The following is a 19,707-nucleotide window of genomic DNA, read 5'->3' as shown; positions in this document are numbered from 1 at the left end:
TTGACGCCGCCGCGGGGCCGGTTTAGCTGACGCGCATGGCCCGTATCCCATTGCTTCAGCTTTCCGATGTATCGCTCACCTTTGGCGGAGATCCCGTCTTTGCCGGGCTGGACCTGGTCGTGCAACCGGGGGACCGGCTGGCGCTTGTCGGACGCAACGGATCCGGGAAATCCACCCTGATGAAGGTCATGGCCGGGCTGGTCGAACCGGATTCTGGCAGCCTCGTCGTGGCCCCCGGCAACACGGTCGGTTACATGGAACAGGACGCCGACATGTCCGGGTTCGCCACCTTGGGCGACTATGCCGCCAGCGGCGTCGCGCCGGGGGAACTCTATCGCATCGAGCGCGCGGGCGAGGGGCTGAAATTCGACCCGGCGCGTGCTGTCTCCACCGCGTCCGGCGGCGAACGGCGGCGGGCGGCGCTGGCCAAGCTGATGGGCGAAGCGCCCGACCTGATGCTGCTGGACGAGCCGACCAACCACCTGGACATCGAGGCGATCACCTGGCTTGAACAGGAGCTGTCCTCGACCCGTGCGGCCTTCGTCCTGATCAGCCACGACCGCGCCTTCTTGCGCCGTCTCGCGAAGGCGACGCTCTGGATCGACAGGGGTACCGTGCGCCGCCAGGACAAGGGATTTGACGCCTTCGAAACCTGGCGCGATGCGATCTGGGAAGAAGAGGACATGCAGCGTCACAAGCTGAACCGCCTGATCAAGTCCGAATCCAAATGGGCTGTCGAAGGCATCAGCGCGCGGCGCAAGCGCAATCAGGGGCGGGTGCGGGCCTTGCAGGCGCTGCGGGCGGAACGGGCGGGCCAGATCCGCCGGCAGGGAACGGCCGAACTGGCGTTGCAGTCCGGCGACAAGTCCGGAAAGAAGGTCATCGAAGCCACCGGCATCTCCAAATCCTTTGGCGAGACGGCGATCGTTCGAAACTTTTCTCTGACCGTCCAGCGGGGGGATCGCGTGGCTTTCGTCGGGCCGAACGGCGCGGGCAAGACGACCCTGCTGAAATTGCTGCTGGGCGAAATCCGGCCCGATGCCGGAACCGTCAAGCTGGGCACGAACCTCGAAATTGCGGTGTTCGACCAGGCGCGGGCGCAACTGGACCCGGACCTGAGCCTCTGGGACAGCCTGACCGGCGATGCGGAGATGCGGGTGTCGGGCAAGGCCGATCAGGTGATGGTCCGCGGCGCGCCGCGCCACGTCGTCGGCTATCTCAAGGATTTCCTGTTTGACGAAGCGCAGGTGCGCGCGCCGGTGCGGTCCCTGTCCGGGGGCGAAAAGGCACGCCTGCTTCTGGCCCGCCTGATGGCGCGGCAGAGCAATCTTCTAGTGCTCGACGAACCGACCAACGATCTGGACGTGGAAACGCTCGACCTGTTGCAGGAACTTCTGGACGACTATGACGGCACCGTGCTGCTGGTGAGCCACGACCGCGACTTTCTCGACCGGGTCGCGACCATGACGATCGCGATGGAAGGCGGTGGCAGGGCTGTGGCCTATCCCGGCGGCTGGAGCGACTACATGGCGCAGCGCCGCGAGCGGCCCGATCCGGCAATCCCGGAGGCCGCGCGCCCGGCGAAGGAAAAGGCCCGAAAAGACCCGCCCGCGAAGAACGGGCTGTCGTTCACCGAAAAGCACCGGCTGGAAAATCTGCCTGCCGAGATCGAGCGGCTGGAAGCGGAGATTTCCAAGCTGGAAACCCTGATGGCCGACCCCGATCTTTACACGCGGGAACCCGTGAAGTTCCGCAAGGCGACCGAGGCGCTGGTGCAGCGCCAGTCCGCCCTGTCCGCCGCCGAAACGGAGTGGCTGGAGCTGGAAGAAAAGGCCGGGGGCTGAGCCGGATGCGAAGCATCCGCATCCTGTTCTTCGTCTTCAGCCTGATCGCGGCGCCTCTGTTTTCGGCCTCCTTCAAGGACCTTCAGGCGGCCCGGCCGGACCTTTTCGATCCGCAGACCGGATACCGGATTTCCCGCCATCGCGCCCCGACACCCGACGACATTCCCCCGCCGGCGCAGGTCGTGAATGCGGGCCGGGTTAAGGACCTCCTGTCCGGTGGGGCGATTGCGCTGGATGTCTTTGGCGCGGCGCAGTCCCGCTTTGACGAACTGGATGGCCGTTGGCTGGTGTCCAAACCGCGCCAGAGCCTGCCGGGCGCCCTGTGGTTGCCGGAAACCGGCGCGGGGGCGATCGAACCGGCGATCCTGGCCTATCTCACGGAAAACCTGGCGCGCGTGACGGATGGGGACACATCCCGACCCATCGTCGTATTCTGCATCTCGGATTGCTGGATCAGCTGGAACGCGGCGCAGCGCATCGCGGCGCTCGGATACGAACGCGTCTACTGGTTTCGCGACGGAACCGACGGCTGGCTGGATGCCGGCGGCGAATTGAGCGTGGCGCAGCCTGTCCCCGTCACCGTCGACTGAAGGTCACTCGGCGGCCAGCGTGTTTCTGGCACCGGGAACATAATTCAGGATCGGGGCCAGCCATCGCTCCGCCTCGGACAGGTCCATCCCCTTGCGTTGCGCATAGTCGGCGACCTGGTCGCGTTCGACCTTGCCGACCCCGAAGTAGTAGCTTTCCGGATGGCCGAAATACAGGCCCGACACGGACGATCCGGGCCACATCGCCATGCTGTCCGTCAGGGTCACGCCGGTTGCGGATTCCGCGTCCAGAAGGCGGAACAGCGTGGTCTTTTCCGTATGGTCCGGCTGTGCCGGATAGCCCGGCGCGGGCCGAATGCCGGCATAGGGTTCGTCGATGAGATCCTGCGGCGAAAAGCGTTCTTCGGGCGACGTTCCCCAATAGTCGCGGCGCACGCGGGCATGCAGGAGTTCCGCCATCGCTTCGGCGAACCGGTCCGCCAGCGCCTTGACCAGGATCGCGGAATAGTCGTCGTTGGCCTCTTCAAAACGTTTGGCGATCCCGGTTTCTTCCGGCCCCGCCGTCACCACGAATCCGCCGATCCAGTCCTCGGCCGCACCGGTCGGGGCGACGAAATCGGCAAGGGCGAGGTTGGGGCGCGGGGCGCGTTTCGCCGTTTGCTGGCGCAGCGTGTGAAAGGTCGCCAGCGTCTTGTCTCGGGCCGGGTCGGTGAACACCCGGATGTCGTCGCCGACAGCATTCGCCGGCCAGAACCCCACCACGGCGCGCGGGTTGAACCATTTCTCGTCGATGACCCGGCGCACCATGGCCTCTGCCTCGGCGAACAGGGCGCGTGCGGCTTCCCCCTGTTTTTCGTCGTCCAGGATCTTGGGAAAGACGCCTTTCAGTTCCCATGTCCGGAAAAACGGTGTCCAGTCGATATATTCCGCGATCTCGGCCAGGTCCCAGTCGTCGACGACCCGCGCGCCCGTGAACCGCGGTCGCACCGGGACATATGCGGACCAGTCCAGTTTCAGCGCGTTGTTCCGCGCCTGTTGCAGCGCGAGCCGGGATTTCGCCGCCTCGCCGCGCGCATGTTTTTCCGCAACCTCCACATATTCCGACCGTATTCCGGTGACGAAAGCGGACTTCTGGGTGGGGCTTAGCAGGTGCGACACGACTCCGACCGCGCGGCTGGCGTCGTTCACGTGGATGGCCTGTCCGCGCCTGTAGCCGGGGGCGATCTTGACCGCCGTATGCACCTTGGACGTGGTCGCGCCGCCGATCAGCAGCGGAATGTCGAAATCCTCGCGTTCCAGTTCGGCGGCAAGATGCACCATTTCGTCCAGCGATGGCGTGATCAGTCCGGACAGGCCGATCACGTCGACATTTTCGGTCCGGGCGGTTTCGATGATCTTCTGGGGCGGCACCATCACGCCGAGGTCGATGATCTCGTAGTTGTTGCAGGCCAGAACGACGCCGACGATGTTCTTGCCGATGTCGTGGACATCGCCCTTGACCGTCGCCATCAGGATCTTGCCCGCGCTTTCGCGCCCGCCGCCGCCGGACAGCCGTTTTTCCTCTTCCATGTAGGGCAGGAGCAGCGCGACGGCCTGTTTCATGACGCGGGCGGATTTCACGACCTGCGGCAGGAACATCTTGCCCGCGCCGAACAGGTCGCCGACGACGTTCATCCCGGCCATGAGCGGGCCTTCGATCACGTCCAGCGGACGCGCCGCGGCCTGGTGCGCCTCTTCGGTGTCGGCGTCGATAAATTCCGTGATGCCGTTGACCAGCGCGTGTTCGATCCGCTTCTCGACCGCCCATTCGCGCCAGGCCAGATCGCGCGCCTTGTCTTCGCGCTTGCCATCTCCGCGGAACCGTTCGGCCAGGGCCAGCAACCGTTCGGTCGCGTCCGGGCGGCGGTTCAGAACCACGTCTTCGCAGGCGTCGCGCAGCTCCGGGTCGACCTGATCGTAGACGGCGAGCTGCCCGGCATTGACGATGCCCATGTCCATGCCGGCCCCGATGGCGTGGTAGAGGAACACCGCATGCATCGCCTCGCGCACGGTTTCATTGCCGCGGAAGCTGAAGGACAGGTTGGACACGCCCCCCGACACATGGACGTGCGGCAGGTTGCGGCGGATCCAGCGCGTTGCCTCGATGAAATCGACGCCGTAGTTGTTGTGTTCCTCTATGCCGGTCGCAACGGCGAAGATGTTCGGGTCAAAGATGATGTCTTCGGGCGGAAAGCCGACATCTTCGGTCAGTATCCTGTAGGCGCGGGCGCAGATTTCGGTCTTGCGCGCGCAGGTGCCCGCCTGTCCTTCTTCATCGAAGGCCATGACGACGATCGCCGCGCCATAGGCCAGGCACAGTTCCGCCTGTTCCCGAAACTGGGCTTCGCCTTCCTTCAGCGAGATGGAATTGACCACAGGTTTGCCCTGGACGCATTTCAACCCGGCCTCGATCACGTCCCATTTCGAACTGTCGATCATCACCGGGACGCGGGCGATATCGGGTTCTGCCGCCAGCAGGTTCAGAAATTCCACCATCACCGCGCGGGAATCGATCAGCCCCTCGTCCATGTTGACGTCGATGATCTGGGCGCCGTTTTCCACCTGGTCGCGGGCGACCTCCAGCGCGGCGGCGTAGTCCTGGTTCTTGATCAGCTTCCGAAACCGGGCGGAGCCGGTGACATTGGTGCGTTCGCCCACGTTCACGAAGGGGATTTCCGGGGTCAGCACGAAGGGTTCAAGACCCGAAAGCCGCAGGTATCGGTCAGTCATGGAAAGGCGCCTTTCTGGGTGCATGGGCGGCGACGGCCTCTGCCATGGCGCGGATATGGTCGGGCGTCGTGCCGCAGCAGCCGCCGACCATGTTTACGAGCCCCTGGGACGCAAACGCGCCCAACTGGGCCGCGGTTTCTTCCGGGCCTTCGTCATACTGGCCGAACGCGTTGGGCAGGCCCGCGTTCGGATAGGCGCAGACCAGGGTATCCGCGACGCCGCCGATTTCCGCGATATGCGGCCGCATGGCGGCGGCGCCGAGCGCGCAGTTCAGGCCGACCGAAAACGGCCGCGCATGCCTGACCGAATGCCAGAAGGCGGTCGGCGTCTGCCCCGACAGCGTGCGTCCGGAGGCATCGGTGATCGTTCCCGAAATCATCACCGGCAGGCGCTTGCCATGCTCGGCGAAGGCTTCGAAACAGGCGAAGATCGCCGCCTTTGCGTTCAGCGTGTCAAAGATCGTTTCAATCAGGATCAGGTCCGCCCCGCCCGCGATCAGGCCACGGATCTGCGCCCCGTAGGCGATGCGCAGATCGTCGAATGTGACGGCGCGAAAACCCGGATCATTGACATCCGGGCTCAGCGACGCCGTCCGGTTGGTCGGGCCGACCGCGCCGGCCACGAAGCGTTCGCGCCCATCAATCGCCGTGGCGCGGTCGATGGCGCGCCGGGCGACGCGGGCGGCCTGTTCGTTGAGATCGTGCACCGCCGCCTGCAACCCATAATCCGCCTGCGCGATGGTCGTCGACGAAAAGGTGTTCGTTTCCACGATATCCGCGCCCGCCATCGCAAAATCGAAGTGAATCCTTTCAATGGCTTCGGGCTGGGTCAGTGTCAGCAGGTCGTTGTTGCCCTTCTGCGGGTGATCGGTGGGATGCGCGCAGCCCGTGCCAGAGCCGCCGCGCCCGTGGAAATCGTCCTCGGTCAGGGACAGGGTCTGGATCATCGTCCCCATCGCGCCGTCGAGCATCAGGATCCGGTCGCGGGCCATGGCCTGCAAGCGTCTGACGGTATCGGTTTCGGGGAGTCGGAAAATCTTCATGGCAGCCCACTGCGTTTCTGGATCGGCACCCCGAACTACACCCTGTGAACTCTGACATCAAATTCATAATACTGCTCAAGATTATGAGGTAAATTTATATTTCTTCCATGCGTGCCGGTTTTGTGTGAAATTTTAGGCGGTTGAGAGCCAATGAAAGCGACCGGGACCGCCGCCGGGGGCAGGAGACGGGAAACAGCCGCGCAATTCTGCAGCGGATGGCGTTCCGGCTCTGGGCGAACCGCCTTGCATGAACTAGGACGGGCGGACGCAAATCTGACGGATGCCTCGCCATGCGCATATTTCCACCCGAACGGATCGTCTGCCTGACGGAGGAAACCGTGGAAACGCTTTACCTGCTGGGGGATGAAGACCGGATCGTCGAGGGCCACGCATGAGCCCGCGTCCCGCCATCATGTCCTGGAGTTCCGGCAAGGACAGTGCTTTCGCGCTGCACGAAGCGCGCTCCAGTGGCGATTTTGAGATCGTGGCGCTGCTGTCGAACTTCAACGCTCTGCATGACCGGGTGGCTATCCACGGAACCCGGCGCGACGTGGTTCGCGCACAAGCGGCGGCGCTGGACCTGCCGCTGATCGAGGTGGATCTGCCATACCCCTGTTCAAATGCCGACTACGAGGCGCTGATGGGGGCCGCGACCCGGCAACTGTCGGATGATGGTATCCGCGACTGGATCTTTGGCGACCTGTTCCTCGACGATATCCGGGCCTATCGCGAATCCCGGCTGGCGCAATTGGGACTGACCGCGCATTTCCCGCTTTGGGGGCGCGATACGGACCTTCTGGCCAGGGACATGATCTCTGCGGGGCTTCGGGCGCAGGTCGTGACGCTGGATCCCGCGAAACTGCCGCGCGGTCTTTGCGGGGCGTGTTTTGATCGGGCATTTCTGAAGGCGTTGCCGGACGGGGTCGATCCCTGCGGCGAAAGGGGCGAATTCCACACGGTCGTGACCGACGCGCCGGGATTCCGGACGCCGGTCGATCTGGTGCTTGGCGCGACCGTCGAATGCGACGGTTTCATCTATTCCGATTTCTCGCTGGCGCCGGCGGGGTAGGCCGGTCGCCTAGTTTCCGCGCGGCAGAACGCTCAGTTCGACATCGGGAAAGAGATGGGACACGGAGCGCTGGAATTCCTGCGGTTGTGCCCCCATCGCGGCAAACCGTTTCGGCAATGGCGACTGCATGACCTCGATCATGTCCAGCCCGTTCTCCGCCGACCGGGTCAGTGTGTCGGCCAGCCAGTCCAAATAGGCGGAAGTCTGGCGGATCGCGTCCCCGGACGGGTCCAGTGGGCCGTGGCCAGGCAAAACGGCCGCCGGACGCAGGGCGGCCAGCGTTCCCAGTGACGATTGCCATTGCGCCAGATCGGCGGATGGCGTCGTCGGAGCGCGGTTGAAAAAGACCAGGTCCCCGGCAATCAGGATGCCGGTGGATTGATCCAGGATCGCCATGTCCGCGCCGGTGTGGCCCGACAGCGGCAGGATCGTCAGGGCGCGCCCGTCGATCGTCGTGTCGCCGCCTTCGATCACGTTGCGGGGCGGGGTGACTTCGGTCCCGCGCATCCAGTCTCCCAGCAGGCGATACATGTTGTCGGCAAACCCGTCGCCTTCGGCCTGCGCCAGTCCAATCGTCTCGCCCAGGGCGCGTATGGGCTGCCCGGCGAAGACCTGATTGCCAAAGAAATGATCCGGGTGGTGATGGGTGTTGACGACTTCGGACACGCCGCGAATGTCCAGCGTTCGGGCCAACCGGTGCAGCGCCTCGCCAAAGCGCAGCGATGGGCCGGTGTCGACGACGATCAGCCCGGAATCGCCTTGCAGAAGCACGCAGTTCACGATGGCGCCGCCGTTTTCCATCGTGAAATAATCCGTGCTGCCTTCGATCATCCAGACGCCCTGCGCGACGGGTTTCGGGGTCAGCTCGTAGGTGAGGCGGGCCTGTGCATGCGAGAGGCCCGGCAGGCTTGCCGCCCCCGATCCGATCAGGCAAAGCGCGTGGCGGCGGGTGATCATCCGTTGTAGCCGGCGACTGTGATCAGCCCGTCGATCACATTGCCATTGTTGTCCCGGCCGGAGATCCGCAGCGCGTCCGGAGTGGAAGCGGGCGGAAAATAGAGCGTGAAGGCCGGGTCTTCGTTAACCGGTTCATGCAGTTCGAGACGCGCCAGTTGCGCGCCTTCCACGTCGGAAATATCGAGCGACTGGATGATGAACACCGGTATGCCATCGGCGAGGCCCGTGTCCATCGGGTGATCGACGATCAATCGGGCGCGGCCGGAGTCGGCCCAGACCTTGCCGTGGATGTTTCCCAGCTTCTGTTCCCAGTCGTCGCTCGCATAGGCATGGGACGCCGCCGTGCAGCCGCCGCCGGCGGCATCGACATAGGTGCTGCCGACATGCCATGCGCCATCGGACGTGCGGACCGAGGCCCGTATCGCCGTGGCCTGATCGATCTTGAACCGCAGCGCGATCTTGGGTTCGGCGGAACCGGGGTAGTAGGTCAGGATATGCGGTATCGGGCCGTAATCGGCGAAGATCAGGATTTCCTCGACATCGTCCAGTTGCGTGGCGTCCACCAGAAGCGGCACGTTGACGGTGTCTTCGGCATTGTCCGGGGCCGATACGATGACACGTGCGTCAAAGCCGATCCTTTCGGGATCGCCCAGAAGCTCCTTCTGATGATAGGTCCACATGCCCGACTGCATCGGATCGGCCAGGGGCGTCCGCAGGTCGCCGGCGAATGCGGCGGTCCCGACTGTCAGGGAAAACAGCAAAGCCAGTGGTTTCAGCATAGGGGCATCTCCCGGTCGGCGGCCTCGGGACAGGGTGCCCGGCACCGTGCCCTAGGCATAGCACGGAACCGGGAACTCCGGAAATCCGACCTTGGTCGCGCGATCACCGCATCCGCAGGGCGCCGTCGATGCGGATCACCTCGCCGTTGAGATAGCCCATCTCGACGATGAACCCGGCCAGCCGCCCGTATTCGGCGGGATCGCCCAGGCGGGGCGGGTTGGGCACGTCGGCGGCAAGCTGCTTCTGCACCTCTTCCGGCAGGCCGGCGAGCATCGGGGTCATGAAAATGCCCGGCGCGATGGTCATCACCCGGATGCCCTCGCGGGCCAGGTCACGCGCCATCGGCAGGGTCATGCCGACGATGCCGCCCTTGGAGGAGGCATAGCCGACCTGGCCCTTCTGCCCGTCGAAGGCCGCGACCGAGGCGGTGTTGATGATCACCCCGCGCGCGCCGTCCGGTTCGGGTTCGTTCTTGGCCATCTCGACCGCTGCCAGCCGCGCGACGTTGAAGCTGCCGACAAGGTTGATGTCGATGATGCGGCGGTAGTGGTCGAGACTGTGCGGACCCTCCTTGTGGATGGTCTTTTCGGCGGTGCCGATGCCGGCGCAGTTCACGGCGGCGGTGATCCCGCCCATCTTTTCCACCGCCAGCGCGATGGCGGCTGCGACCGAATCCTCGTCGGTCACGTCGGTCTGCGCGAAATATCCGCCGATCTCTTCGGCGACCTTGGGGCCGCGCTCGGCGTCCCGGTCCAGCAGCGTGACCTTGGCGCCGTTGGCGGCGAAATGACGGGCGGTGGCCTCTCCGAGACCCGAAGCGCCACCTGTGATTACAGCGGCTGTTGTCGACAGTTGCATGGTGTTTCCCCTTTATTCGGATATGCGTCCGGATACCCGCCACCGGCCGTTATTGTCCAGCACGACGGCGCGCTCGCCAGATCTGTGCCCTAACGTCACTCTGCGCTGCATGGAACGCAGACTCGCCGCCGATGTGGCCGGCTATTCCCGCCTGATGGACGAGGAGTCCGAAAGCGCGCTGGCGGCATTGCCGCGTCTCGGGGCGGAGTTGTTCACCCCATCGGTTGCGGGAAACCGGGGCAAGCTGGTCAAGAGCATGGGCGACGGCTGGATCGTGACCTTCGCCAGTGCGCTGGACGGCACACTTCGCCCGGCCTTTGACGATGCCGGTGAGCGGAGCCTGAAGAACATCGCGCGACCGATACGGGTCTGGACACGCGGCGGGCCGAGACATGGTCCGGCATCGGAGCCAGACAATCGCAAAGGTCAGGGACGGCAGCAGCTACGCGGACACCCCGGGATTGCGCAGTATATTGACAGGCTGCGCAAGGCCGGGATGCCCGAGCGATCAGCCCGCCAGCTGCACCAGCGCGTGGCGTTTCCGCCCCGCGCTCAGCTTGACCGGCGAGGATAGCGCCGACGCATCGAGCATCAGACCGGCGTCGGTCAGCGGGGCGTCGTCGATCCGCGCACCCTGTTCGGCGATCAGGCGCTTCGCTTCCTTGCCGGATTTGGCCAGTCCCGCGCGCACGATGGCCTGCACGATCGAGATCGGCAGGTCGCCCTGCGTCAGCGACAGCGTCGGCAGGTCATCCCCGATGCCGCCCTTCTCGAACACCTCGCGCGCGGTGGCTTCCGCCGCCGCAGCCGCCTCGGCCCCGTGGCACAGGGTCGTGACCTCGCCCGCGAGGATGATCTTGGCGTCGTTGATCTCGGACCCCGCAAGCGCCCCCAGACGGTCGCATTCCGCGACCGGCAGTTCGGTATAGAGCTTGAGGAACCGCCCGACATCGGCATCGGTGGTGTTGCGCCAGAACTGCCAGAACTCGTAAGGGCTTAGCATGTCGGCATTGAGCCAGATCGCGCCGCCCTGGCTCTTGCCCATCTTGCGCCCGTCGCTGGTGGTCAGCAGCGGCGAGGTCAGCCCGTAGATCTCGTGATCGAGCACCCGGCGGGTCAGGTCGATTCCGTTGACGATATTGCCCCACTGGTCGCTGCCGCCCATCTGCAACAGGCAGCCATAGCGCCGGTTCAGTTCGAGAAAGTCATAGGCCTGCAGGATCATGTAGTTGAATTCGAGGAAGGACAGCGACTGCTCCCGGTCGAGCCGCGATTTCACCGATTCAAAGGACAGCATCCGGTTGACGGAAAAATGCCGCCCGATGTCGCGCAGGAAATCGAGATAGTTCAGATCGTCCAGCCATTCGGCGTTGTTCAGCATCAGGGCGTCGGTCGGCCCGTCGCCATAGGTCAGGTATTTGGCAAAGACCTGCTTCATGCCGGCGATATTCTCGTCGATCTGCGCCGGGGTCAGCAGCGGCCGTTCGTCGGCGCGGAAGCTGGGATCGCCCACCTTGGTGGTGCCGCCGCCCATCAGGGTGATCGGCTTGTGCCCGGTCTTTTGCAGCCAGCGCAGCATCATGATGTTCAAGAGATGCCCCACATGCAGCGACTTGGCGGTCGCGTCATAACCGATATAGGTGGGCACCACCCCGGCGATCATGGCCTCGTCCAAGCCCTGGTAATCGGTGCAGTCGGCGAGATAGCCGCGTTCCATCATGATGGCGATGAAATCCGATTTGGGATGGTAGGTCATGGCTTGCCTCGGGTTGCTGTTGCGGGGCAGTGTATAGGCGGCAGTTGCGCAAAGGAAAAGGCCATGAATAAGGCCGTGAAACGATCAGGCAGGACCACTGGACCGATGCTGGCGCTTGGCCTCATGTCGGGCACATCGCTGGACGGGGTGGACGCCGCGGTCGTGGAAACCGACGGGCATTGGATCATTGGATTCGGGCCAAGCCGATACCGGCCGTATTCGCGCGAAGAGCAATCGGTTCTGCGGGCGGCCCTGGGGCAGTGGACCGGGCCGGATGTCGAGGCCGCCGCCGCCGCCGTGGACGCGGCCCATGCCGAACTCGTGCAGGCTTTCGATCCGGTCGATCTCATCGGCTATCACGGGCAGACCCTGGCGCATGACCCGCGCGGACGCGGCACGCTTCAGGTCGGCGACGGAGCGGCATTGGCGGAAGCCGCCGGCGTTCCCGTCGCCTGGGACTTTCGGAGCGATGACGTGAGGATGGGCGGAGAAGGCGCTCCGCTGGCGCCATTTTTTCATTTCGCCTGCGCCAAGATGATCGGCGCCACGGACCCGATCTGTTTTCTCAATCTCGGCGGTGTCGGGAACCTGACCTATGTGGACCCGTCATTCGCCCGGCCCGAAATCGCCGGTGCCTTGCTGGCCTTCGATACCGGCCCGGCCAATGCCCCGGTGAACGACCTGATGCAGGCGCGTCTGGGTCAGGACATGGACAGGGACGGTGCGCTGGCGGCCCGTGGCGCGGTGGAAGCCGGCGCGCTGGAGTTGTTTCTGGCGGAGCCGTATTTCTCAAGGATTCCGCCGAAATCTTTGGACAGAAATGACTTTTCAGAGATGATCGACCTCGTCCGGGAATTGGCGGATGCCGATGCGGCGGCGACGCTGACCGGCATGTGCGCCGCCGGGGTCGTGCAGGCGATGGAGCATTGCCCGAGCCCGCCCGCGCGCATGCTGGTCACGGGTGGCGGGCGTCACAACCCGGTCGTGATGGAAATGCTGCGCGTGGCGCTGGATTGCCCGGTCGATCCGGTCGAGACTGTCGGACTCGATGGCGACATGCTCGAAGCGCAGGCATTCGCGTTTCTTGCGGTGCGGGTGGCGCGCGGGCTTGCGACCTCCTGTCCGGGAACGACCGGGGTGAGCGCGGCGGTGGGCGGCGGGGTGATCAGCGTTCCCTCGACAGAAGCCACACCCGTCTAGGTCCCGCCCGGCCGGGAGAGCCTGATCTCAACCCCGAGGGATGTCAAAGCCTTGCGGCGCGAGGGTGAAACCCGAGAACCGGAACCCCGGCGACACGGCGCAACTGACCAGCGTGAACGATCCGGTGCTGCGCGCCGATTGCCAGTGATCCGCCGGCACGATGACCTGCGGGCGGTCGGTGGCCAGATCCGGTCCAAGCCTGTGATCGGTGCAGGGGCCCGCGTCCGTCGCGGCAATCGACAGGATCAACGGCGCGCCCAGGTGAAACAGCCAGATTTCGGTGGCATCCACCCTGTGCCAATGGCTGCGTTCGCCGTTTCGCAGCAGGAAATAGATGCAGGTGCCGGTTGCGCGCCCGGCATTGTCCGCCTGCCAGGTCTGGCGATACCAGCCGCCTTCGGGATGCGGGGCGAGATCGAGCCGGGAAATGATGTCCTCTGCGGTCATGGAGCCTCCTCGTCCGGCCGAACCGGATACCCGGCGCGCGCCGGGTCTATGGTAATTTCGAACTGGTCGATTATCTATCTCCCATGGCCCTGATGATCCCGTTTGACAACAGCTATGCCCGCCTGCCCGCGAGTTTCTATTCGCGGCAGGCGCCCGATCCGGTGAAATCCCCGCGCCTCGTCGCCTTCAACGACGATCTGGCGCGGCTTCTGGGGATCAGCCCCGGCGATGCCGAACAAATGGCGCAGGTCTTTGCGGGCAATGTGGTGCCGGATGGCGCCGCGCCCATCTCTCAGCTTTATTCCGGCCACCAGTTCGGCCAGTACAATCCGCAGCTTGGCGACGGGCGCGCGGTGCTGCTGGGAGAGACCCTGGGCACCGACGGGGTGCGCCGCGATATCCAGTTGAAGGGATCGGGCCGTACGCCCTATTCGCGGGGCGGCGACGGGCGGGCCTGGCTGGGTCCGGTGCTGCGTGAATACGTGGTCAGCGAGGCGATGCATGCCATGGGCATTCCGACCACCCGCGCACTGGCGGCGGCGGAAACCGGCGAAGCCGTCTATCGCGAGACGGTTCTGCCCGGAGCTGTCCTGACCCGCGTCGCCAAAAGCCACCTGCGGGTGGGAACTTTTCAGGTGTTCGCGGCGCGCGGCGATGCGCGCAGCCTCAAACAGCTGACCGACTATGCCATCGCGCGCCACTATCCGGATGTCAGCGGTCCGATGGGGCTGCTCGCCGCCGTGCGCGACGCGCAGGCGCGTCTCATCGCGCAGTGGATGGGCGTGGGGTTCATTCACGGGGTCATGAATACGGACAATTCGTCGATCTCCGGCGAAACGATAGATTACGGTCCCTGCGCCTTCATGGATGTCTATCACCCGGACACGGTGTTCAGTTCGATCGACCGGATGGGGCGCTATGCCTATTCCAACCAGCCTGATATCGCGGTCTGGAACCTGGCCCAGCTGGCCACCGCGCTGATCCAGCAGGCCGAAGACCGCGAGGCGCTGGTAGAGGAGGCGACGGAAATCGTTCATGCGATGCCGGGGCTGATCCGCGATCGCTGGCTTCACGTTTTCCGCGCCAAGATCGGTATCACGCAAGCCTCGGACGGCGATCATGTGCTGATCAACGACCTGCTCGATCTCATGGCGGCGGGGCAGGCGGATTTCACCAACACTTTCCGTGCGCTGGCCGGGACCGCGGCGCGGGATCAGTTCGCCGACCCCGAAGCCTTCGACGCCTGGGCCGACGGGTGGCGCGCGCGGCTTCGGGATGAACCGGATCCCGTGCCCGTGATGAATGCCGCGAATCCCGCCTTCATCCCGCGCAATCACCGGATCGAACAGATGATCGCGGCGGCGGTCGATGGCGACTATGCCCTGTTCGACCGGCTGAACGCGGTGCTGAAGCGGCCGTTCGACGATCAGCCCGACCATGCGGACCTGATGCGTCCCCCGGCGCCTTCCGAAGTCGTCGCTGCGACCTTCTGCGGAACCTGAAAGGTCAGCGGCGGTTGATCAGCGTGATTCCCGCGGCAACGAGGCCAAGTGCGACCCAGATCTGGACCCCGATCGTTTCGCCCAGAATCGCCCAGCCGAAGAACACCGCGAGAACCGGCGACAGGAACGAAAACGACGCGACCGCGTTGGCCTGATAGATCGTCATCAGCCAGAACCACATGAGATATCCCAGACCGACGACGACGATGGCCTGAAAGCCGATCCCCGCGATGTGAAACCATTCCGGTTCGCGGATCAGGGCGCCAAAGAGCGGAGCGAGGGCCATCAGCACGACCGCCGACACCGCCACCTGGCAGAGCAATTGCGATTCCGGCCGCATCCGCGCCATCGGCGTCACGCGCACCATGATCGCGATGGCGGCCCAGGCGAGCGCTGCGCCAAGCGCAAGAAGGTCGCCCGCGAGACTGGCCTGGCCGCTGCCGCGGTCGGCGAAGGCGAGCGCGACGCCCACCAGCGCCAGCGCCAGTCCGATGGCGCGCACCGGAGTGAGGCGCTCGCCGGGCAACAGCATGTGGCCGGCCAAGGCCACCCAGACCGGCATCGAATAGAAAAGAATCGAAGCCCGCGATACGGTCGTCAGGTCAAGTGCGTTGTATATGAATATGAATTCAATGGAAAAAACCAGTCCCGATAGCGTTCCCCACAGCAGGGTTCCCCTTGGCGGGGCCAGCGGAATGTTGCGGGCGCGCATCCAGATCAGGAGAAAGAACGCCGCTCCGACGGAGCGCAGGGCTGCCTGAAAGACCGGTCCGAACCCGTCTCCCGTGACCTTGATCACCACCTGGTTGAACGCCAGGATCGCGGCAAATCCGGCGAGTGCCGCCGCTCCGAACCCGTCGATTGCGCGCTTTTGATCCATTCGCTCAAGGGATGTGCAGATGCTTCACAAGTCAAGGGGTTCAGGATTGCCGGGCTTGCGGTTCCGGAGAACTGGCCGCAAGAAATGGGAGGACCGAAACGGGAGTCCCAAACCGCATGAAACCGTCTACCGCCGATTCCGCGACCCTGCGCCTGGGCAGCTACAACATCCAGAAATGCGTCGGGCTCGACATGCGGCGCCGGCCGCGGCGCATCCTCCAGGTGCTGGACGGGATGGGCGCTTCGGTCGTGGTTCTTCAGGAGGCCGACAAGCGGCTACCGCCCCGGCCTGCGGCGCTGCCGCATTTCGTTCTGAACGAAGCGGGCTGGCAGATCGCGGATCTCGGCGGCGCCGGATCGCTGGGCTGGCATGGCAACGCGGTGATCTGGCGCGACGACCGTATCCGTCTGACCGGATTGGGGCATGTTTCCCTGCCGGGTCTGGAACCGCGCGGGGCCGTGCGGGTGGAACTGGACACGCCGCTGGGACCGTTGCGGGTCATCGGCCTGCATCTCGGGCTGATCGGTCAGTATCGCCGCCAGCAACTGTTGCACCTGACCGCGGAAATGTCAGACTGGCCGGAACTCCCCACGGTCTGGGCCGGCGATTTCAACGAATGGTCGCGCCAGCCGGTTCTGGACCATTGTGCCCCGCAGATGCGTTTCCTGCCGCCTCAGGCCAGTTTTCCCGCGCCGCGCCCTGTCGGGGCGCTGGACCGGATCGCGCTGGGGCGCGGGCTGAGCGCGGCGCGGCACGGGGTCTATTCCCAGCGTCCCGCGCAGATCGCGTCGGACCATCTTCCGATCTGGGCCGATCTCGTCGCGGACTGAATCGGCGGGACGGCAAGTTTTGTGGCCCGGACCATTTTTTTCTTTCATACTGCGTGCGATCTGTCACCGTAAGGCAGGTTTTTCATTTTGGACCGGGGGGTGACACGATGAGTTTGATGGGAACGCTGGCGAAGGTTGCGATCGGCTATGCCGCGGCGCGCGGAATCGACAGGATGGGCGGGTCGAAAGGCATCGGGGAACTGTTCGGCGGCGCACGCATATCGCCGGACGAGGCTGAAGCGGATCAGGCGCCGGGCCTGGGCAACATGCAGGACATGATGTCCCAGATGGCCAGCGGCTCCGGCATGGGCGGCTTGCAGGACATGTTGGCCAAGATGTCCGGCGGCGGCGGTCTTGCCGACATGCAGAACATGATCGCCAAGATGGCGGGGCAGAGCGGGTTCGACCTGTCGTCGATGCTTGGCGGCGGCGCATCTTCGGGCGACAAGGGCGGATTGCTGTCCGGCGCCGCCACCGGCGGCGGGGCCGGGGCGGGGCTGGCCGGGATCCTGGCCGCTCTTGGCGGAGCCGCCGCCGTGACCGGAAAAAGCACCAGCGCGATGATCGACCAGTTCGATACGGCCAGGACCGCCCCGCAGGCGGAGGATGCCGCCGGGCTGATGCTGCGGGCGATGATCCAGGCGGCCAAGGCGGATGGCGAGATCGACCGCGCCGAACAGGACAAGATCATGGAAACCGTCGGTGAAGACGCCGACGCAAAAGATATCGCCTTCGTCAAGGCGCAACTTGCCGCCCCCGTGGATGTGGAAAGCCTCGCCGCGGATACGCCGGACGCGCAGAAGATGCAGGTCTATGCCATGTCGCTGATGTCGATCCGGCTCGATACGCAGGGCGAAGCGCATTATCTGGACCGGCTTGCCAGGGCGCTGGGTCTCAACCAGCAGATTGTCAATGCGCTGCATTTACAGATGGGGGCTCAGCCGCTTTACGCTTGATCGCGAACGATGCTCGCATCGTGAGCACATGGCTCCGGCAGGGGAGGGACTGGTAAATGGCGGTGGTGGCGACCCTCGCGAAGGTCGCGGTGGGCTATGCCCGGTCGCGCAGCTTGCTGAAAGGTGCCGCGGACGAGGATGACGAACAGAGAGCGGTCGATGCGGAACGGGCGCGGGCCTTGCTCGACCGGGCCAGCGAAGGGCGCGAAAAGGTCGAGCGCCTGGCCAGTGATCTCAGGGACGGCAAGGGCAAGGAGAGGCTGCGCAACCTGGTCAGGGAACAGGCGGGGCGACGCCTGCCCGAACGTTTGAAGGCGCCGGATAGCGATCCGGCACCCTCCGCCTCGGAACCTGTCGACAGTGAAGTCACCGTGCAAACCGCATCCGACAGCGAAGCCGATCTGGGTGTGAACGCGATGATGACCGCGCTCAGCGGCGCGGCGGCTGAAACCGGTGAAACCATCGGCGACCTGCTGGATACCTACAATTCGGGCGCGCCGGTTCCCGAGGCCGAGAAATCCGCGGCTCTGATACTGCGCGCCATCCTCATGGCCGCGAAGGCGGATGGGGAAATCGACGCGGAGGAAAAGGAGGTCATACTCGGCAGCCTCGGAGCGAATCCGGACCCCGCCGACAGGGCCTTGGTTCAGGAACTTCTGGCGGAGCCGCTGGACGTCGCGGCCTTGGCGCAAGCGACGCCGGCAAGCCAGATCGTCCAGATCTATACGGCGGCCCTGATGGCGGTCCGGCTGGACACGCCGCCCGAGGCGGTGTTCCTGCATCGCCTGGCGGAAGGTCTGGGCATGGGCGAGAGGGTGGTCAACGCGCTGCATGCCCAGATGGGGCGGCCGCTGTTGTATGTTCAGGACTGACAGGCCGGGCCAGAGCCCGGCCTTTTCGCCATCAGGCCGCCGATTTCTGGCCGCCGCCCTTGCCCCGTTGCGGGCCGCGGCGACGCCTTGATGCGTTCCCCGGCTTGCCGCCGGACGGACCGCCCCGGCGCGGGTTTCCGCCCGGTCGTCCGCCACCGCGTTTGGGTTTGGCTTCTTCTTCCATCGGTTCCCACGGGCGTCCCGACGCAACCGGAATGCGAAGCCCCATGGTTTTCTGGATCGCCTTGAATTCGTCCATCTCGTCGGGCGCGCAGAATGCAATCGCGGCTCCGTCCTTGCCGGCGCGCGCGGTGCGGCCGATCCGGTGGACGTAATTGTCCGGCACGTTCGGCAGGTCGTAGTTGTAGACGTGCTTCACATCCGGGATGTCGAGCCCCCGCGCGGCGACATCTGTCGCCACCAGAACCTTGATCTGGCCGGACTTGAAGGCCGCGATCGCGCGGTCCCGCTGGCCCTGGCTCTTGTTGCCGTGGATCGAGACGGTGGCGAAGCCGCGTTTTTCAAGCGTCTTCATCAGCTTCTCGGATCCGTGCTTGGTCCGTCCGAACACCAGCGCGCGTTCGTCCCGGTGCTTGTCGAGCAGTTCGATCAGCAGGTTGGTCTTTTCCGCCTTGGCGATGAAATGGACTTCCTGCGTGACCTTGTCGGCGGCCTTGCCCGGCGGGGAAACCTCTATCCGGATCGGACGGTTGAGATAGCTGTTGGCGATCTCGTTCATCTGCTTGGGCATGGTCGCGGAAAATAGCATCGTCTGGCGTTCGGCGGGCAGCATCGCGGCGATCTTGCGCAGGGCATGGATGAAGCCCAGATCGAGCATCTGGTCAGCCTCGTCCAGGACCAGGAACGAACAGCTGTCCAGCGTCAGCGCGCGGCGGTCCAACAGGTCGAGCAGGCGGCCCGGCGTGGCGACGAGCAGGTCGGTGCCGCGTTCCAGGCGGTTGATCTGGGTATTGATGGATTGCCCGCCGACGACCATTCCGACCTTCAGCGGCGTGCCTTCTGTCATGGCGCGCAGGTTGTCCGCGATCTGTCCCGCCAGTTCCCGCGTCGGAGCGAGGACGAGACCCCGCACGGTGAAATTTTCCGGCTTCCTGCCGAATTCGAGGATGCGCGTGACCAGCGGCAAGCCGAAGGCCGCCGTCTTGCCGGTCCCGGTCTGGGCCAAGCCCATCACATCGCGCCCGTTCAAAGCGTGCGGGATCGCCTGCTTCTGGATCGGGGTCGGGTCTTCGAAACCCATCTTCTTCAGGCGCTCCACCAGTTTGGCGGGCAGACCCATCATTTCAAAGTCGCTCAAGTCAAATCCTTTCGAGCCCGCGATGATCGCGGGCCGATTCAATCGGGCCATCCTGCGATGGCCCATGGGGGCGCCAGCC

18 protein-coding genes are annotated in these 19,707 nt (G+C 65.0%); 9 read left to right on the top strand and 9 right to left on the bottom strand.

Features of this window, described 5'->3' with window-relative positions; genetic code table 11:
* The first annotated feature begins 35 nt into the window (after positions 1-35).
* Positions 36-1,844, top strand: coding sequence for an ABC-F family ATP-binding cassette domain-containing protein (locus QO034_RS08240; RefSeq protein ID WP_284485035.1), 1,809 nt, complete (start codon positions 36-38; stop codon positions 1,842-1,844).
* Between the two features lie 5 nt (positions 1,845-1,849).
* Complete coding sequence (locus QO034_RS08235; RefSeq protein ID WP_284485034.1) at positions 1,850-2,434, top strand: rhodanese-like domain-containing protein; 585 nt, start codon at positions 1,850-1,852, stop codon at positions 2,432-2,434.
* A 3-nt stretch (positions 2,435-2,437) separates the two neighbouring features.
* Here the strand turns inward: QO034_RS08235 and metH are convergent, their stop codons facing one another.
* Both metH and QO034_RS08225 read right to left on the bottom strand, forming a co-directional pair.
* Positions 2,438-5,161: a methionine synthase gene (gene metH / locus QO034_RS08230; protein ID WP_284485033.1), complete on the bottom strand. Its 2,724-nt coding sequence runs from the start codon at positions 5,159-5,161 to the stop codon at positions 2,438-2,440.
* Positions 5,154-6,203 (bottom strand): homocysteine S-methyltransferase family protein, encoded by a 1,050-nt coding sequence (locus tag QO034_RS08225; RefSeq protein WP_284485032.1) that lies wholly within the window; start codon positions 6,201-6,203, stop codon positions 5,154-5,156. The genes metH and QO034_RS08225 overlap by 8 nt, the downstream gene beginning before the upstream one ends.
* A 391-nt stretch (positions 6,204-6,594) precedes the next feature.
* Between QO034_RS08225 and QO034_RS08220 the strand changes: the two genes are divergently transcribed.
* The gene (locus tag QO034_RS08220; protein WP_284485031.1) at positions 6,595-7,272 is read left to right on the top strand and encodes an adenine nucleotide alpha hydrolase; all 678 of its coding nucleotides are present in this window, start codon (positions 6,595-6,597) and stop codon (positions 7,270-7,272) included.
* 9 nt (positions 7,273-7,281) lie between these two features.
* On the opposite strand, the gene QO034_RS08215 is transcribed toward QO034_RS08220, so the two are convergent.
* From QO034_RS08215 to QO034_RS08205, 3 genes are all read right to left on the bottom strand, one after another.
* Entirely contained in the window at positions 7,282-8,229 is a 948-nt protein-coding gene (locus QO034_RS08215) for a quinoprotein relay system zinc metallohydrolase 1 (RefSeq protein ID WP_284485030.1), read from the bottom strand.
* Positions 8,226-9,008, bottom strand: coding sequence for a quinoprotein dehydrogenase-associated SoxYZ-like carrier (locus tag QO034_RS08210; RefSeq protein WP_284485029.1), 783 nt, complete (start codon positions 9,006-9,008; stop codon positions 8,226-8,228). Before QO034_RS08210 ends, QO034_RS08215 begins: the two co-directional genes overlap by 4 nt.
* A gap of 103 nt (positions 9,009-9,111) precedes the next feature.
* Positions 9,112-9,867, bottom strand: coding sequence for a 3-hydroxyacyl-CoA dehydrogenase (locus tag QO034_RS08205; protein ID WP_284485028.1), 756 nt, complete (start codon positions 9,865-9,867; stop codon positions 9,112-9,114).
* 109 nt (positions 9,868-9,976) lie between these two features.
* On the opposite strand from QO034_RS08205, the gene QO034_RS08200 reads away from it, so the two are divergent.
* Positions 9,977-10,441 (top strand): hypothetical protein, encoded by a 465-nt coding sequence (locus tag QO034_RS08200; protein ID WP_284485027.1) that lies wholly within the window; start codon positions 9,977-9,979, stop codon positions 10,439-10,441.
* On the opposite strand, the gene tyrS is transcribed toward QO034_RS08200, so the two are convergent.
* Entirely contained in the window at positions 10,376-11,623 is a 1,248-nt protein-coding gene (gene tyrS / locus QO034_RS08195; RefSeq protein ID WP_284485026.1) for a tyrosine--tRNA ligase, read from the bottom strand. The genes QO034_RS08200 and tyrS overlap by 66 nt on opposite strands.
* Before the next feature lie 63 nt (positions 11,624-11,686).
* On the opposite strand from tyrS, the gene QO034_RS08190 reads away from it, so the two are divergent.
* Entirely contained in the window at positions 11,687-12,823 is a 1,137-nt protein-coding gene (locus QO034_RS08190) for an anhydro-N-acetylmuramic acid kinase (RefSeq protein WP_284485025.1), read from the top strand.
* A gap of 27 nt (positions 12,824-12,850) precedes the next feature.
* Here QO034_RS08190 and QO034_RS08185 read toward each other — a convergent pair whose 3' ends face one another.
* The gene (locus QO034_RS08185; RefSeq protein WP_284485024.1) at positions 12,851-13,270 is read right to left on the bottom strand and encodes a cupin domain-containing protein; all 420 of its coding nucleotides are present in this window, start codon (positions 13,268-13,270) and stop codon (positions 12,851-12,853) included.
* Positions 13,271-13,353: 83 nt separating this feature from the next.
* Between QO034_RS08185 and QO034_RS08180 the strand changes: the two genes are divergently transcribed.
* Positions 13,354-14,772: a protein adenylyltransferase SelO gene (locus QO034_RS08180; protein WP_284485023.1), complete on the top strand. Its 1,419-nt coding sequence runs from the start codon at positions 13,354-13,356 to the stop codon at positions 14,770-14,772.
* 4 nt (positions 14,773-14,776) lie between these two features.
* Here the strand turns inward: QO034_RS08180 and QO034_RS08175 are convergent, their stop codons facing one another.
* Positions 14,777-15,652: a DMT family transporter gene (locus QO034_RS08175; protein ID WP_284485022.1), complete on the bottom strand. Its 876-nt coding sequence runs from the start codon at positions 15,650-15,652 to the stop codon at positions 14,777-14,779.
* Positions 15,653-15,768: 116 nt separating this feature from the next.
* On the opposite strand from QO034_RS08175, the gene QO034_RS08170 reads away from it, so the two are divergent.
* From QO034_RS08170 to QO034_RS08160, 3 genes are all read left to right on the top strand, one after another.
* The gene (locus QO034_RS08170; RefSeq protein WP_284485021.1) at positions 15,769-16,482 is read left to right on the top strand and encodes an endonuclease/exonuclease/phosphatase family protein; all 714 of its coding nucleotides are present in this window, start codon (positions 15,769-15,771) and stop codon (positions 16,480-16,482) included.
* A 107-nt stretch (positions 16,483-16,589) separates the two neighbouring features.
* Positions 16,590-17,438: a tellurite resistance TerB family protein gene (locus tag QO034_RS08165; RefSeq protein WP_284485020.1), complete on the top strand. Its 849-nt coding sequence runs from the start codon at positions 16,590-16,592 to the stop codon at positions 17,436-17,438.
* Positions 17,439-17,494: 56 nt separating this feature from the next.
* On the top strand, positions 17,495-18,310 hold the full coding sequence (locus QO034_RS08160; RefSeq protein WP_284485019.1) for a DUF533 domain-containing protein: 816 nt from the start codon (positions 17,495-17,497) through the stop codon (positions 18,308-18,310).
* 31 nt (positions 18,311-18,341) lie between these two features.
* Here QO034_RS08160 and QO034_RS08155 read toward each other — a convergent pair whose 3' ends face one another.
* The gene (locus QO034_RS08155) at positions 18,342-19,628 is read right to left on the bottom strand and encodes a DEAD/DEAH box helicase (RefSeq protein WP_284485018.1); all 1,287 of its coding nucleotides are present in this window, start codon (positions 19,626-19,628) and stop codon (positions 18,342-18,344) included.
* Positions 19,629-19,707 lie beyond the last annotated feature (79 nt).

Source organism: Sedimentitalea xiamensis, assembly GCF_030164465.1.
Taxonomy (GTDB): Bacteria; Pseudomonadota; Alphaproteobacteria; order Rhodobacterales; family Rhodobacteraceae; genus Sedimentitalea; species Sedimentitalea xiamensis.
The sequence above is the reverse complement of the archived record's forward strand: the minus strand, read 5'-3'. Positions and strand labels throughout refer to the sequence as shown.